This is a genomic window from Tabrizicola sp., from assembly GCF_031377265.1.
Lineage (GTDB): Bacteria > Pseudomonadota > Alphaproteobacteria > Rhodobacterales > Rhodobacteraceae > JAUYQR01.
The window spans coordinates 1-15,277 of sequence record NZ_JANMET010000044.1 but is presented as its reverse complement, the minus strand read 5'-3'; the positions used below and the strand labels follow the sequence as shown (position 1 = coordinate 15,277).

The following is a 15,277-nucleotide window of genomic DNA, read 5'->3' as shown; positions in this document are numbered from 1 at the left end:
GGTGCTGGCGCTGGCGGGGGGGCCGGGTTGATAGTTCACCATGGCGGCGAGGCGGCGCAGATTGTCCCACTGGGTCGCGGTGCGCAGATAGCCTTCGCCTGCGAACGCCTCCAGATGTCCCAGATGGACATGCGCCGCGCGGGCGAAGGCGCGGGCGATTTCCCAGGCGTGGTCGCCTGCGGGCGGGGCGGCGTATTGGGCGATGAGGCGCTGGCCGCGCTGGCCGCGCGTTTCGACATTGGGGGGGCGCGCGGGCATCAGGCGGGACCAGCTGACGCGGGCGGCAAGGGCGGCCTGCCGTGCGGCATCGGGCCAGTCCTCCACCGGGTTGAGGAAGACGTCGCGCCAGGCTTCGGGCAGGCGTTCGGCCACGGGTTCGCCGCGTAGATAGAGGCCGAGGAGGGCGAGGCGCAGTTCCTCAAGCCAGACGGCGGCATCGCCATCGACATACTGGAACCGCGAGAGGCCCGTGCGGTTCCAGCGGGTCAGATCGCGGCGCATGGCGGGGCGGTCAGGATTGGGGACGGTCATCCGGCCTCTCCCTCATTGATCACGATGCGGATCGAGCCGCGTTCGGGGCGCGAGCGGTCGGTCATGCAGCGGATGTATTCATCGGCATCGACCGTGATGATGCCTTCCGCCGTCTGATCCGGGAAGCCGATGCCGACCCGGCGGAACAGGTTCAGGCAGGCGACGGCGACGCCTTCGACGGTCATCGCGGTTTCGATGATGTCGGAAGCGTAGAGCGGTTCGCCGAACCCCAGGCGCCCCGGTTCGAAGAAGCCGCCCTGATCGGCGGTGAAGACCTGGGCCAGGGCCTGCCGCAGTTCGGACCGGAAATAGCCGGGCCGCGCCCGCACCGACAGGGTGACGGTGATCGAGGCGGCGCGGGCCTGTTCCAGAAACACCTCGGATCCGATCATGCGGTAGCTTTCAACCAGACTGCGCAGGATCGACCGGCCGGTCAGGCGGGCATCGACGGGCGGCAGCGGCAGGCCGAGGGTGGAATGACAGTCGGTGACCTCGTCCCACAGGGCGCGGCGCAGTCCGGTGGGGACGGGCACGGCGCTGCCGTCATGCAGGGGGGCGTCGAGGCCGAGATCGTCTTCCAGCAGAACGGCGATTAGAATGGTGGTCCAGGGCGTCGGGCGGATCAGCTTGGCGCGGGCGAGGGCGACAAGGGGGTGAGCGGCCAGCGTGGCACCGTGATCGGCAAGGGTGACCATGCGGCGCTGTTCGGTGATGCGGCGGGGGCCGTCGCGGCGGGCGGCGTCCATGGCGGCGGGCGTGCGGCGCCAGTATTCCTCCAGCAGCGTTCCATCCGGGTGGGTGCCGCCTTTCGCGGTTTCGCCACTGCGCAGGCGGGCAACAAGGCCCGCGTCGGGCTTCCAGCCGATCAGAGTCAGCAGGCGGCGGACCGAAGCGGGGCGGCGGGCGGAGTCGAGGAAGCGTTCGGCCTGCACGCGGTCGAGCGCATGGCTGGCGCGGTCAAGGGCGGCGGCGAGAAGTTCGGTGATCAGCACTTCGGGGTCGGCGGGTGTCCACCGGCGGCGTTCGGGGAAGCGGGAGGCGAGTTCCTGGGCCATGAAAAGGCGATAGCTGTCATAGTCGCGCGTGGCCCAGTCAAAGTCATCCTCGACCCCGGGCAGGGTAAAGGGCAGGACAGCGACGCGTTCGCCGCAATCGGGGCAGGAGCCATCAAAGCGCAGGCTGGCGGGGGCGAGATCAGCCATGGTGGGACCTCGCGCGCCAAGACTGCTTTGCCGCCTTGGCGGGCGGTGTCGCGGGGCTGGGCCTATACCCGGAAATCATGGCTTTCCTCCCTCTGAAGGGCAGCAATGGTATAGGTGATGCGCACGAGAAGAACCTCGGGCTGACCCGGGGGGGTGCCGACCTCGACCCGGATCGTTTTCGGATCAACTTCGCCCGTCAGCGCCTCGGACAAGGCACCAAAAAGGCGGTTCTGGGAGTATTCCCACAGGCTTGGCGCGTTCGGCTCAAACACATGCCGGCGTGCGCCGAAGCCGAATTCAGGGCGGAAGACGCGTTCACCGGGCGAGGTGAACAGCACCTGTTCGACCTGCTGGCGGATGTGGTCGAACCGGGTGGCGATGGCCGCGCCATCCGGTTCCATGCGGAAGGGAAAGGCCATGTAGCGGACCCGTGGCAGTTGCGTGGAGGGGCGGAGGTTGGTCATTGCGCTGTCGATTTCGTGGTGAGGGCCGAGGGGGTGAGCGGGACGACGGGCGGGCTGGTCGGGCCTCCGCCGGGTGTCGCGGTGTGCATGTGACTATTGAACAGCGACAGGAACGTGGTGCCCTTGATCAGGGGTTCGCCGCCCGATCCGGCGATGGCGACGGAGCTGCCTTCGATGCTGATCACGGCCGAGGATCTGATCGTGACGCCGGAGCCAGCGGTAGTGATCTCGTTCCCGTTTGCATCCGTGCAGGTGATGCCGGAGGAGGATAGGACAATCGAATTGCCGTTGGCATCCTCGATCTTGATCTCACTGGCATTGGCGTCGAGCGTGACGGTGGAGCCGGCCTTGTCGGTGAGCAGGATCGAGCCTTCCTCGTTCATCACGAGGCTGGCCTCTTGCGCCGACATCAAGGTGATGACCTCGGTGCCGTCGGTATCATCAAAGGTCAGGACATGGCCGGATTCGGTTTTCAGAACCTTGACGTCGGGGTTCCCGGCCTGTTCGGCGGGAAGTTCGGAGGCCTGCCGCCAGAACGTTCCGGTCCAGAGTGGCGAGGAGGGATCGCCTTCCATGAATTCGGCGATGACCTGGGCACCCAGGGGCGGGATGGCGAGAAAGCCGAAATCCGCGCCGCCGCCATAAGGGACGCAAGGCAGGGCCCAGACGCTGTCGGCATCGCCGAGGATGGACGGGATGATGAGTTTCAGGCGGCCCAAGTTTTCGGGATCAAGATTGTCGGAGACAAAGGCGCGGTATTTGCCGAAATAGCGGCCTTGGGTCTGGCGCGTGGTCCGGTCGAGAGCGTTGAGGAGGGTGTCCATGGGGAACCTCAGAACAGACTGGTGATCGCGGACAGCGCCTCGGGCAGGGGGGCGGCCCCCGCAGTGTCGCTGTCGCCGGTGGCGTTGCGGATGCCCTCGAACTGCTGGCGGTAGCCGTCGGGGGTGAAGACATGGGTGACCTTGTCGATATAGTAGAGGCCGCCGTTGCGGTCGCCTGCGCCATCGACGCGGACGGGCAGGCCGGGCAGCATGACATGGCCGTACAGTGTGCCGTCCAGCTCGCCGGTGCAACGGATGCGAAAGCTGGCCTCGTTCACCATGGCCTGCGCACGGGCGCGGGTTTCCTCTTCAGTCTCGTCGCCTTCGCGGGTCAGTTTGGCGACCGAAGGCGTGCCGAGCCCCGCGCCTTCATCGGCGACGGGGCTGGTGCCAAGGAGGGCAAGGTCGGGAGTGACGGTTTCGGTGATGGGGGTGGCACCCTCGCTGCGGGGGGCCAGATCAAAGGCTACGGCATCGGGTTTCTGCGCGTCATCGGCTACGCTGAAGGACAGGCAGTTGGTGGCGCTGCCAGCATAGACCATAATCGTGGCCTGCGGTGCGGCATCGAGCCGCATCGAGCCAAACCAGACCTCGCCTTTTGCGAAGATGATCTCATACCCATTTGCCTTGGCCCGCTCGCGCAGGAAAACAATCGGCAAACCGTCCTGGGTCAGCGCGCGCGACGACTGGCCGATGCCTGATCCGCTGGCCACGGCCAAGCCGAGGGGCGCGATCAGTTCAGTCAAGATGTCGCCGTCGGCCATGGCAGCATCCTCGCCCCAGACGCGGCGCATATGTTCGCGGGACAGCGCCACGCCATCGTCCTGCAACTCGATCACCAGCTTGGCCTCGCCGCCGTTCTGGGGCAGGGCGGGTTTCAGGCCGGTGATGTAGCCGCGGAAGATTTCCTCGGTATGGGTCTGGAAATCGGCGCTGATGACGACCTGCTGCCACCGGGTGAAAATCCCCGAATCAGCGACCATCCAGCGCCCGTCGCTGCCGCGCCGGTCGTCGAAGGTGATCGTGCCCTGTGCCGCCTCGGTCCGCGACACGCGCAGTTCGATGTTGGAGGCCATGACGGCAAGGGGGCCGATGTCAGTGGCGGCGGGGCCTGTGGTGATCAGGACAGAGGCTGCCTGCCGGAAGCCGGGGCTGAGCAAGGCGGAGAGGAGGCTCATATCCCACCCTCCCTGCGCCGGGGCACCAGGATCACTTCGCCCAGAGCCGGGGCCTGCACCTGATCAGGGTCGGGGGCCTGCGGGGCATAGACGAGGTCTTCGGTAAAGAGTTCCTGCGCGTTGCAGTCGGCGAGGCGGCGCCAGTCGCGGGGGTTGGCGTAATAATGCTGGGCCAGCGCGTCGAGCCGATCACCGACGGCGACCGTGTGTTTGAGGATCGGTTCGGGGTCGGTCAGCGTGCGGGGGCGCAAGCCACGGAACGGGGGCCTTGCGTCCTTGGGCGCGTCGAACGCACGGGTGGTTTCGTAGTAGCTGCCTTTGAAGAGCGCCATCTGATCTATCCCGTCTGAAAGCTGGAGGTGAGGTTCAGCGCGGTGCCCATTGTCTGGCGGACCTTGTCGGCCAGATAAAACGGGTTGGCGCTTTCAATGACCTGCATCGTCAGGCCCATTTCGGCGCGGTAGGGCATCAGGTTTGGCAGGTGCAGGGTTTCTTTCTGGGTGACCGAGGTCAGGAACACCGGCAGCAACTGCATGCCCCAGGCAAAGACAAGGACGGACGCCACCTCTTGCCGTTCAAATGCGCGGGCACCGCCAAGCGACAGGGCCGACAGAACCTTGACCCCACCTGGCCCTTGGGTCTTTGGTTCAGCCATCGACCGCAGCGTGTCGATCTGCGGCTGCACACCGAAGGCTTTTGCGGTGGCGTCGCCTTCGTTGAGGCTGTCGGTGGCATCCAGCAGGATGGTGATGGTAAAGCTTTCGGCCTGCATTTCGACACCCTGCGACACTCGGGCGGTGTCGAGGGGGGACAGGAAATCATAGCCACCGCGTGCACCGGGGGCATTGCCGGTTTTGACGGTGACGGTGCGGCTGCGCGAGATTTCTTGCGGGTTGAAGTTGAAGACGAGGGCGAGGGGCGGGATCGACAGGCCGTATTCGAAGATGACCCCTTTGGTTTCAATGGCCATGCAGCCCCCCCTTCGGCAATAGGGTGGTCAGACGTTGGGCCAGCACGGGTGCGGTGTGGCCCGCACCGGGCAGGGACAGGCTGATCCGGGCGGGCGGATCGCCACATCGGGAAAGTGCGTGGGCAAGCGCCTCGCCCAGCAGACGGGCGTCAAGGGCAGCGGTGGCTTTCATGCCGGGAGGCAGGGTCAGGCGGAGGCGGCGGATAATCATGACTTTGCCTCTAGATATGCGGCGAGAAAGCCCAATTCGGCGGTTCTGATCTGACGGCTGTCCTTGTTCAACTCGGCCCAGACGGCGCGGGCGATCTGGGACAAGCCGATCACGCCCGACCCTTCGGCGGCCAGAACGGCGGCATAGGTAGCGGCGTTGCGGATGGACCCGCCGGACAGGCGGACGGCCTCAGCGAGTTTGGTGGTGTCGACATCCTTGGCAAGGGGCGCGCGGGGGGGCAGCAGACGCTGCCACAGCAGCGCGCGGGCGTCGGCATCGGGGGCGGGGAAATCGACCATCAGCTGGAACCGGCGCAGGAAGGCGGTATCGACATTGGCGCGCAGGTTGGTGGTAAGGATGACGGGGCCTGCGTGATCCTCGAGCCGGGAGAGCATGTGGCTGACCTCGAGATTGGCATAGCGGTCACGGGCATCGGTGACCTCGCCGCGCTTGCCCAGCAGACCATCGGCTTCGTCGACCTGAAGGATGGCGCGGCGGCCTTCGAGGGCGGACAGGAGGGCATTGAGATTGGCCTCGGTTTCGCCCACGTATTTCGACATGATGCGGCCCAGGTCGAGCGTGTAGAGCGCCCAGGGGGTGCCGGTGCGATCGGATAGGGCCTTGGCGATGACGCCCGCTGCAAAGGTCTTGCCGGTGCCGGAGGGACCTGAGAAAAGCGCGAGCGGGCCGTGCAATGGTGGTGCACCCCAGGTGCCCGACAAGGTGGCTGCGGCGGAGACCCAGGCGGTAAAGTCACCCAACTGTGCGAGGGTGTCGGGGGGCAAGATCAGGTCGTCCCAATTGCCGCGGCGGTCCGAGAGGGAGGCCCCGGGGGGCGGGCTGAGTTCGGCATCGCGGCCGAGCATGACCTGAATCAGGCGGGGTGCGGGCCGGATGGTCTGGTTCGGGGTGGCCCCTTCGACGCGCAGGAAACCCAAGGCGACAAGCGGGGCCGTGGGGCGCAGGCGGTCGACCATCAAGGCAATCTGCGCGCCGCCGTTCAGTATGAGAAGGTCTTCGATCAGCGCCAGACCGGGCCATGGCTGGCCCAGCTGAGGTTGCAGGGACTGGAACCGGGGCCCCAGCGACGGGCGGGCGACGGGGGCAAGCGCGAGGGCCATCAGGTCCAAATCATGGCGGGTCAGCGGATCCAGCGCCTCGCGCGGGGCCATGTGCAGCAGGCCCGCCCAGACCCCGGCACTGCGGGCCTGTTCGACAACCGCGGTCTGGGCGCGGAAGGACTCGGCGAAATCCTCGGCCAGCGTGTCGCCGGTTCGCATCGCCTCGGCCAAGGTCACCATGGCGGCGACCCGGTCGAACTCCGCGTTAAGAAAGGCGAGGTCGACTTCGGGGATATGAGATTGCGTGGTCATGTCACGCCCCCACGGTCAGGGTCAGGGGGTTGGCGGCTTCCCGACCGGGTAGGGGTGTGCCGTTGGGCGCTGCGGGGACAGCACTGATGGTGGCGCGGTCGCCATTGGTGGCAGCAGTCAGGGTGACCCTCACCTTTGCGGAGGGGGTACTGACCAGGCCGGACGCGATGGGGAAGACCTGCGGGGGCTGTGCGGCGGTGGTGCCGTCGGCACGTATCCAACTGACGGAGAGGGCGGCCCACCCGCCGACCTGCCCGGCAAGGGCAACCTCCACGGTGGCTGCGTTCGGAGCGACAGTGCGGGTGTCCGTCAGGCCGCTGGCCGTCGTGAAAAGCTGCACAAACAGCGGCGCGGTTATCACATCGGGGCCTGGGATGCTGAGGCCGGTTCCATCCAGAACTGGCACAGACGAGGGCCCGATATCCAGCGTGCCGGACAGGACGCGGCCAGTGATCGGGGGCTGCGACAGGGGCTCGACCGGGATCAGCGACAGTTCATAGGCGCAAGACAGCCGGTAGGCGAGCTCGCCCCCTTGTGTGGTCCAGATATGGTTCATTTCTTCCATGGTCGGGGCCTGAAGCACGGCCTGAATCTGGTAGATGACCGGGTTTCGGCGGCGGAAATCATCCGGCGGGGCCCCCAGAGGTGCGGCACCGGGCAAAACGACGGGAATCGTGGGCAGGCTGTGCAGGACGGCCATCGCATGGCCCAGAACACGCAGGTCGGTGTCGGAGCTGGGGTTTCCCTGACCAGGGGGGAAGCAGGTAAGAAGCACGTTGGCCCGGATGAAGAGCGGATCCTGAAACCCGGCCTCGGCGTGAAAGCCTGAGGGGGCGAGGCGGTAAACAAAGACGTTCAGAACCGCCTCGTCATTGCCCTTGGCCAGTTCGGCGGCCTTTTGGGGGGAGTCGAGGGAGACAATCACCTCTTGCCCGAACTGGCTGTCGAGGAAATCGGCAAATCCCTGAAGCGCGACGGAAAGAGACGAGACGGGAAGCGCCATGGATCATCCCCCGAGATAGCGGCTGCGCAGCGCGCGGCTCAGGGAGGCGAGGTCCGTCTGGTAGGGGCGGGCGGCGGCGGGTGCGTCATGGATGGTCACATCAATCTGTTCGATGATGACGCGGGGACGGTCAGTGGTCGGGGTGGCGGGACGGAAGGCGGGGGCGGGGGGAAGGGCGTCCGCGGTATCAGTCCAGGGGGCGGGGCCCCACGGGGGGGCCTGGTCGGCAGGGACGTTCGGGCGGGGGGATTGAAACGCAGCGGAAGGAACCGTGGTGGCGGGGACGGTGTCACGCCTCAGCGTGAGGGCGGGTTCGGGTTCGGTTTCTGCGGACATCTCGTCAGGTTTGGGGCTGTTCTCGGCATCAAGGGCATCGGCGGCGGGGGCGCGGCGGGCGGGGTCTCCGGGTTCTTCTGGCGGGGCTGCGGCGGCGTGCAAGACGGGCCAGCGGCGCAGGGGGGTGGCTGGTATGTCTTCCTCGTCGTTCGAGGGTGGCGCGGCCGCGCGGCGCAGAGGGCGCGCTTTATCGTCGGGTTCTTCAGGGGCAGCCTCGTCCTGCTCGGCACGGCGGAGGGGGCGGGCCGTGCCTTTGTCTTCCTCGTGCGGGGCATCTGTTATGGCGCGGCGCAGGGGGGCTGCGGGTTCGGTTTCCTCGTCCGGTGCCAGTGGGGGGACTGCAGCGCGGCGCAGGGGTTGGGCGGGATCCTCTGTCGCCTCCGGTTTCGCGGCACGGCGCAAGGGCCGAGCTTCGGGGTCCCGCTCAAGTTCAGCAGCGATGCGCAGGGGCTGAGCCGGGGCCGGGGCTTCTTTTTCTGGGTCCGGTTCGGGGTCGGGCGCACGGGACAGCATGGCCGTGCCTTTCGGGCGCGCGGGGGCAGAGCCAAAGCCAGTGGCCCCGGCCCGTGACAGGACCCTGCCAAAGAGGCTCATCGCACCCCTCCGGTCCGGGCCTCGGCTGCGATCAGGCGGGCATAGGCTTGACGGCGCTGCGAGGGCAGCGACAGGATCGCCGCCTCGCGCCAACCGTAGGCGCGGGCGATCAGGTGGGTTTCGCGCAGGATGGTTTCGCTGCGCGGCAGGGCAAAGGCGAGGGGGTCGATCACCGCGGATGTTTCAGCACTGCAAGCGGGGCAGGTGGCGGTGATCCGGTCGCCGATGTCGGGGGCGTTTTCGTCAAGCGCAGTCTCAATGGCGACGAGGTCGACGTCGCTGAAGTTCTGGGCGTCCCGGTCGGCGGTATCCGCAAGATTCAGCAGGGCCACAAGGCGGCGGCGTGGGTCGGGACCGGGGTTACGGGCCAGGGTTTCTTCATGCCAGCCGTTCGGCACCTCAAAGGCACGCGGGCCGAGGCTGGTTGGCACCGTCACCACCGGGAATCCGTCACCCGGATCGCCGCGCGGGATGTCAGCCAGCCGCAGAGCGATGTCGAACGGCGCGCCGCAGGACTGGCATTCGGCCTGAAACCAGCCGGTTTCGCGGCCGGTCACTGCCGCAGCTTTGGCAAGCAGCCAGGCACGCGTCCCGGTGGACAGGCTGCGCAGCAGATCGCCGGTCACCGGTTGCCCCGCGAGACTGCCGAACATCGCGCTGATTACTGCACCTGCCCGTTCGGGGCGCGTGCCCGCCCCGGCCAGCGCATCCGCCAGACCCAGTTCCACCACCCCCGTCATCGCACGAGGTTCAGGGTCCGGCCAGATCAGCGGCAGGGTGGCGGGCGGGCGGTTTGCCATCGTCAGGTCTCTGCCGGTTCGGCCACCGCCAGATCACGGGTGAAGCCTTCATAGGCGATGGTGATCGACTGGATGCCGACCGTGTTCATGTTGTTCGCGTCGAATTCAGGCAGGGCTTGAAATTCGGCCACCCAGGCGCGTTTCAGCTTGTAGCTGAGCGTCGGCACGCCCTGCAGATTCAGAACGTTGATCACCACATCGCGGCGGTACTTCACAAGGCTCATGCCGGCGTCGCCTTCGGCCACATTGTTCACGGCATTCGCCCATTCCTCGAACACCGTGTCCTGACTGAGGCCCTGTTCCAGCGCCACATTCTCGAACTTCGTGCCGCCCGGCATGGCGCGCTGATAGCTGGGGTCACCGGCGGAGCGCCAGTTCACCACCTCGGTGGTTTTCTTGAGGGCCCCCATCTTGGACAGACCGGCGACGGATTTTCCGGCGATCACCACCTGGAACTTGAAGGTGCGGTAGGGGTCGAAGCGATGGGCGTTGGCGGGAAACATCGGGGCGGGCATCGGAAATCTCCTTATTGCCGGGTGGATCAGGCGGCCTGACCGACCTTCTGCTGAATTTCGACAACGACGAATTCGGCGGGTTTCAGGGGGGCGAAGCCGACGACGACACGGACGATGCCTCCGTCGATATCACCCTGAGTCATGGTGGAGCCCAAGCCGCAGCGGACATACCAGGCGTCGCTGGCCTTTTCGCCCTGAAACGCACCGGACCGGTGCAGGCCGTCCATGAAATCGCCCACGCTGGCGCGCAGTGCCCCCCAGAGTTTGTGATCATTCGGTTCAAAAACAACAGCTTGCAACGCGCGATACAGACTTTCGCCGATGATGCTCTGCGTGCGCCTGACAGCGACATAGCGGAACTGGGGTCGCGCTTTGGTGGCCAGCGTCCGGCCCCCCCAGATCACCGTCGGGCCGATGATCGCGCGCAAGCAGTTTACGCCCCATTCGTTTAGATTGTCCTGCGCCTCGTTCCCGATCAGGACGGTAGGGCCCAGCGTGCCGCGCACCGTCGCCTCCAGTCCCGCCGGGGTTTTCCAGACGCCGCGCGTACCGTCGATGCGCGCCCACATGCCGGCGGCGGCGGCGGCGGGGCCCAGGGGGAAGCTGCGGGGAACGGTCGGGTTCAGGTCTGCATTGTAGTAGGGATTGCCGACACTGACCTGCGGGTAATAGAGGACGGCGTAGGTCGAAGTGGGGAAGCCTGCGGTCTGAACTGCGGTCGGGTTCTTCAGCTCGGTCGAGCCGGGATCAACCACGACCAGCCGGTTCTGCATGAATTCGGCATGGGTAATGGCGCTGTCGTAGATCGCCTTATCGCCTGCCGCATAGGCCTTGCCGGGCAGCAGCATGATCGAGATGTCGCGGTAGTTTTTCACCCGGTCAAAGGCGGCGCTGAAATCGGTCGCGTTCGGGGCGGCCTGCTCCACGCCACCGGCGAGCAGAGCGGTCTGCGGCGGGGCGGTGGCCGGATCTCCCGCCGCAAGGTTGATCCAGGTGGCATTGACCAGAGCCGATCCGTCATTGATCCTGGTTTGAATGAAGTTGCTGCGGCCCGAGGCCATCGATAGGCCGCGGAATTCCTCGATCACGGTGTCGAACTTCCAGTCGACGGCATTGGCGGGGATGCCGGTGTCTTCCTTGCGTGTGCCGAGGGTGATCATGAATTCATCGGCCAGCTGATCCGCCTTGACCCGCACCATCAGCTTGTTCGCCCAGGTGCCGCCGGACGAAGCGGTTAAGGTCAGGCGGCGGCGGTCGGCGCCGATCAGCAGGTCGAACACTCTTGTCGCTGTCGCACCGTCGGTGCTCGCGACCGGCACAATATAGGCTTTGGTCCCGCCGTTTGCAAAGTAGAGGTTGATCGCATGGCCCATCGCGTCCGGTGTCTGACCTTCGTCCCTGATGCCGCCGGGACTGTTGCCGAGCGGACCGAACAGGGCGGCATACTGGCCGACCGAGGTGATGAAGACCGGCGCACCTGCCGCTGCCGTGACGCGGGTTCCCCGCTTGGCGTGGCCGGTGAAGGCGGTGACCGAGGTGGAGGCAGCCTCGATGGACAGGGCGTTCGAGACGGCATGTTCGATGTAGACGCCGGGATGCTGATACATGATCGGTCATATCCTTTTTGCGGGCCGCAGGGCGGATGGCGGGGACAGGCCGGGACAGAGATACCAAGCCTTCCGAAACGGAAAGTTCAGCCCCTTTTGTGGGACATATCAGGCATTTTTCCAGTGTGGCCGCACGGGGCGCACATCGCTTGCGTCATATGCCCATAACTCCCCCAACAGGGGCGGACCGACTGATGAGAGAATTGGTGACGGCAGAATAAGTATAATGGCAATTCCAGAGCAAAGAACCGAAAAAGTCTTTCCACTCCCGATTGTGTGATCGTGCGCGATTCGCGTCATCAAGTCAAGTTAAGGAACGTCTGATCAACGGCTTCGGCATCGCCGAGATGGCCGCCTGAGCGTCGCGGCGATGCCCCTTTTGGGCAAGGGGCTGCGATTTCGGGACTTATGGGACCATTTGCGGCCTTTAGAGCGTTTTCGAACAGACTCGTCCTCATGCGATCAGCCTTGGCCTGACCAGAAACAGGTTGCCGAACGCGAAGACGGTGAAGAACTGGGCGCGGTTCTTGGCCAGCCCCCGGTAATGCGTCTTCACGTAAGCGAACTGGCGCTTGAGGACGCGGAAGGGGTGCTCGATCTTCGCGCGCATCATCGCCATGACGCGATTGATCTGCGCATGGACCGGGTGCAACTGGCCACCTTTGGGGGCTTTACGCATGATACCCCAGACCTTGCCCTCTTCGGTGAACGCGGCATCACGCTCGGCGCTGACATAGCCCTTGTCGGCCCAGACCGAGGTTTCCTCGCCGTGCAGCAGGTCGTCCCAGACCTGGCTGTCGTGCAGCTTGGCCGTTGACGTGTCCAGGCTGTGAGTCACGCGGCTGTCCGCATCGACGCTGACATGCGCCTTCATGCCGAAGAACCAGTCATTGCCCTTCTTGGTGGATGACTTCTCCGGGTCGCGTGCCCCCGCCTTGTTCTTGGTCGAGGACGGCGCGTCGATGATCGTTGCATCGACCAAGGTTCCCGACAGCAGCGTGATGCCCTTGTCCGCCAGATGCGTTTTCACATCGGCAAAGATCCCCTTGGTCAGCCCGTGACGCTCCAAAAGATGGCGGAAGTCGAGGATGGTCGTCTCGTCGGGGATGCGGTTGTCGCCACGCTCGATCCCGGCAAAGCGCCGCATCGCCTCGTTGTCGTAGCCTATCGTCGCGGGGATGACGCCAACGGCCGACCAAACACTCGTCGACCTGCAATCGTTGAAGGCACTAATCTAATACGGCAGGCCTGTGTAATTTTCGGCCATGACCCTCTGCGCAGCGTCCGAGCTTTGCAATAAGGTAAGCTCGGCATTCTGCATCCGCCGATCATAGCGGTCATGTTCGGGAAAGCGGTGCAGCAGCATCGTCATCCACCAGGAAAACCGCATCGCTTTCCAGATCCGCTGCAGGGCGCGTTCGGAATAGCGCTCTAGCCCCCGGTCATCGCGGCGCAGGTAGTGGTCTGACAGCCCTTCGAACAGATAGTGCACATCGGATGCCGCAAGGTTCAGGCCCTTGGCCCCTGTTGGCGGCACGATATGCGCCGCATCGCCGCACAGGAACAACTGCCCCCACCGCATCGGTTCCGACACGAATGACCGGAGCGGGGCGATCGACTTTTCCACCGACGGGCCAGTGACCAGCTTCGTCGCCACATCTTCGGGCATCCGCGCACGGAATTCCTGCCAGAAAGCATCATCCGACCAGTCCTCGACCCGGTCGGTCAGCGGCACCTGGATGTAAGATCGTGACAGCATCAGATTGCGCATCGAGGCCAGCGCAAAACCCCGGTCATGCGCGGCATAGATCAGCTCATCAGAAACGGGCGGGGTGCGTGACAGAACCCCAAGCCAGCCGAATGGATAAACCTTCTCAAAATTTTGCCTGATCTGCGTCGGAATTGCCTGACGGCTGACCCCGTGAAAACCATCGCAGCCGGCGATGAAATCACACTCCAGCCGATGCTGGCCATTCTGATCTTTCCATGTAACGCAAGGCGCGTCGGTTGTAAGGTCATGCAAGGCCACATCCTCGGCCCCGTGCAGCACGGTGGCACCAATGGCATCCTGCGCTGCATAAAGATCCTTGGTCAGTTCGGTCTGGCCATAGACCATCACGCTTTTCCCGCTAGCGGCCCGAAAGTCGACGCGGAATTTTTTCCCATTGCTTGCAAGATAGCAGCCGTGGTGAACAATCCCGTCGCGATCCATACGTGCCCCGGCACCCGCTTCGCGCAGCAGCCCCGCCAAGCCTTCTTCCAGCACCCCTGCGCGAATGCGCGACAGCACGTAGTCGCGGCTTTGGCGTTCCAGCACGACCGTGGCAATTCCGGCCCGGTTCAGCAGTTGTGAAAGCAGCAGTCCCGAAGGCCCACCTCCGATGATCGCGACCTGAGTTCGCATCGCTTTCCCTCATTTTGCGTCAATCCTGCCCCGGAAAGCCAGACTTGCGAATGGACAGAGCGGCAATAGTCTGGCACTTTCCGGCCATGATGAACGCCCCATCCCCGATTCAGTCCTGGCAGCTTTATGGCGAGAAGAGCCCTTTTCCGGATTTGCTGCATATCGAGCGGATCATTGACCGCGCTGCAGGCCTTCAATGGCAGATCGAACCGCATCGGCACCTGCATCTGCATCAGAATTTCCTGATCCTAGGCGGACAAGCCCGCCTGACACTTGACGGCGAAATCCATTTGCTGGAGCCGCCCTGTCTCGTCAACGTGCCTGCCGGGGTGGTTCACGGATTCACCTTTTCGGCAGGCACCGAGGGTTATGTGTTGACGCTGCCCGTCAGTGATTTCCCTGAGCTCTTTGGCGGCGATTCCGAGACTGCGCCGATCCTCGAAAGCACATTTTTCGCGCCCAGTTCGGAAATCCTTGCCGATGGGTTCAGCCGCATCGCCGCCCTTCACAAGACGCAAGGAACTCTGCGTCGGTTGCGGCTGCGTGCCGAAGCCTTGACCATTGGTTGCGCTATCTTTGCTGTGGCGGGTAGCCAAACGCCGGGCGCAGGCCAGATCGACCCAAGGATCGGCGAATTCGGACGGTTGATCCGCGAACATCTGGCTGACAATTGGTCAGTTGCCGATTACGCCCGCGAACTTGCCTTGTCGGAACGCCACTTGCGGCGCTTGTGCCAGACAGCCACGGGCCTTGGACCCCAGCCGTTTGTCGAAGCCACGCGACTTCGCGAAGCCTGCCGGCTGCTGGCCTATACGAGGATGCAAGTGCAAGAGGTGGGCTTTGCCCTGGGCTTCGAAGATCCCGCCTATTTCGGACGAGTCTTTCAGCGCGGGACCGGAAAATCACCCGGCGCATACAGGCGAAGTCTGGAGATATGAGAGGCCCGCAATCCGCCAAACTGCAGGCGCTGCACATCCTGTCATCCAGGTGTTTGATCCCACGGTTTGATGGCGCGATCCTTTCGCCGGAATGGAAGGAATCGTTGTGGGACAGGTTGATCACGGGAGCGTCACGACCACGCAGGCTGTCAGAGCAGCAATACAGCGATCGCAGGATCAGGGGCCGGCCCGCCACCGGTTCGAGGGTGGCCCCGAATGCTCGCGCAGTTGAGCCGGCAGCTGGGCATCAACCCTGTGACCTGAGCCCCGTATTCCCTCCGGGGTTGGGGAGAGTCCTTGGGTTGATTTCTGGGCCTAGGCGGCCCG

17 protein-coding genes are annotated in these 15,277 nt (G+C 64.9%); 1 reads left to right on the top strand and 16 read right to left on the bottom strand.

The annotated features are described in order from the left end of the window. The 16 genes from RMO18_RS02705 to pobA form a co-directional block, all read right to left on the bottom strand. Positions 1–531: hypothetical protein (locus RMO18_RS02705; RefSeq protein ID WP_309663784.1), on the bottom strand; the 531-nt coding region annotated here is incomplete at its 3' end. Next, positions 528–1,733: a hypothetical protein gene (locus tag RMO18_RS02700; RefSeq protein ID WP_309663783.1), complete on the bottom strand. Its 1,206-nt coding sequence runs from the start codon at positions 1,731–1,733 to the stop codon at positions 528–530. The genes RMO18_RS02705 and RMO18_RS02700, both read right to left, overlap by 4 nt. Before the next feature lie 62 nt (positions 1,734–1,795). Beyond that, the gene (locus RMO18_RS02695; RefSeq protein ID WP_309663782.1) at positions 1,796–2,197 is read right to left on the bottom strand and encodes a GPW/gp25 family protein; all 402 of its coding nucleotides are present in this window, start codon (positions 2,195–2,197) and stop codon (positions 1,796–1,798) included. Continuing rightward, positions 2,194–3,021 carry a phage baseplate assembly protein V gene (locus tag RMO18_RS02690; RefSeq protein WP_309663781.1) on the bottom strand — a complete coding sequence of 276 codons (828 nt, stop codon included), beginning with the start codon at positions 3,019–3,021 and terminating at the stop codon, positions 2,194–2,196. Before RMO18_RS02690 ends, RMO18_RS02695 begins: the two co-directional genes overlap by 4 nt. Positions 3,022–3,029: 8 nt before the next feature. Beyond that, positions 3,030–4,199 carry a hypothetical protein gene (locus RMO18_RS02685; RefSeq protein WP_309663780.1) on the bottom strand — a complete coding sequence of 390 codons (1,170 nt, stop codon included), beginning with the start codon at positions 4,197–4,199 and terminating at the stop codon, positions 3,030–3,032. Then, positions 4,196–4,531, bottom strand: coding sequence for a hypothetical protein (locus tag RMO18_RS02680; protein ID WP_309663779.1), 336 nt, complete (start codon positions 4,529–4,531; stop codon positions 4,196–4,198). Before RMO18_RS02680 ends, RMO18_RS02685 begins: the two co-directional genes overlap by 4 nt. Positions 4,532–4,536: 5 nt before the next feature. Then, on the bottom strand, positions 4,537–5,169 hold the full coding sequence (locus RMO18_RS02675; protein ID WP_309663778.1) for a hypothetical protein: 633 nt from the start codon (positions 5,167–5,169) through the stop codon (positions 4,537–4,539). Next, positions 5,159–5,380 carry a hypothetical protein gene (locus RMO18_RS02670; RefSeq protein WP_309663777.1) on the bottom strand — a complete coding sequence of 74 codons (222 nt, stop codon included), beginning with the start codon at positions 5,378–5,380 and terminating at the stop codon, positions 5,159–5,161. Before RMO18_RS02670 ends, RMO18_RS02675 begins: the two co-directional genes overlap by 11 nt. Then, the gene (locus tag RMO18_RS02665) at positions 5,377–6,753 is read right to left on the bottom strand and encodes an ATP-binding protein (RefSeq protein WP_309663776.1); all 1,377 of its coding nucleotides are present in this window, start codon (positions 6,751–6,753) and stop codon (positions 5,377–5,379) included. The genes RMO18_RS02670 and RMO18_RS02665 overlap by 4 nt, the downstream gene beginning before the upstream one ends. A gap of 1 nt (position 6,754) precedes the next feature. Further along, positions 6,755–7,756 (bottom strand): Pvc16 family protein, encoded by a 1,002-nt coding sequence (locus RMO18_RS02660; protein ID WP_309663775.1) that lies wholly within the window; start codon positions 7,754–7,756, stop codon positions 6,755–6,757. Between the two features lie 3 nt (positions 7,757–7,759). Beyond that, on the bottom strand, positions 7,760–8,686 hold the full coding sequence (locus tag RMO18_RS02655; protein ID WP_309663774.1) for a hypothetical protein: 927 nt from the start codon (positions 8,684–8,686) through the stop codon (positions 7,760–7,762). Then, positions 8,683–9,486 carry a hypothetical protein gene (locus RMO18_RS02650; RefSeq protein WP_309663773.1) on the bottom strand — a complete coding sequence of 268 codons (804 nt, stop codon included), beginning with the start codon at positions 9,484–9,486 and terminating at the stop codon, positions 8,683–8,685. Before RMO18_RS02650 ends, RMO18_RS02655 begins: the two co-directional genes overlap by 4 nt. 2 nt (positions 9,487–9,488) lie before the next feature. Further along, complete coding sequence (locus RMO18_RS02645) at positions 9,489–10,001, bottom strand: phage tail protein (protein WP_309663772.1); 513 nt, start codon at positions 9,999–10,001, stop codon at positions 9,489–9,491. A 26-nt stretch (positions 10,002–10,027) separates the two neighbouring features. Further along, positions 10,028–11,608, bottom strand: a complete 1,581-nt coding sequence (locus RMO18_RS02640) for a phage tail sheath subtilisin-like domain-containing protein (protein ID WP_309663771.1) — start codon at positions 11,606–11,608, stop codon at positions 10,028–10,030. A gap of 454 nt (positions 11,609–12,062) precedes the next feature. Further along, positions 12,063–12,776 carry an IS5 family transposase gene (locus RMO18_RS02635; protein ID WP_309663785.1) on the bottom strand — a complete coding sequence of 238 codons (714 nt, stop codon included), beginning with the start codon at positions 12,774–12,776 and terminating at the stop codon, positions 12,063–12,065. A gap of 66 nt (positions 12,777–12,842) precedes the next feature. Continuing rightward, positions 12,843–14,012 (bottom strand): 4-hydroxybenzoate 3-monooxygenase, encoded by a 1,170-nt coding sequence (gene pobA, locus RMO18_RS02630; protein WP_309663770.1) that lies wholly within the window; start codon positions 14,010–14,012, stop codon positions 12,843–12,845. Between the two features lie 86 nt (positions 14,013–14,098). Between pobA and RMO18_RS02625 the strand changes: the two genes are divergently transcribed. Next, complete coding sequence (locus tag RMO18_RS02625; RefSeq protein WP_309663769.1) at positions 14,099–14,950, top strand: helix-turn-helix domain-containing protein; 852 nt, start codon at positions 14,099–14,101, stop codon at positions 14,948–14,950. Positions 14,951–15,277 lie beyond the last annotated feature (327 nt).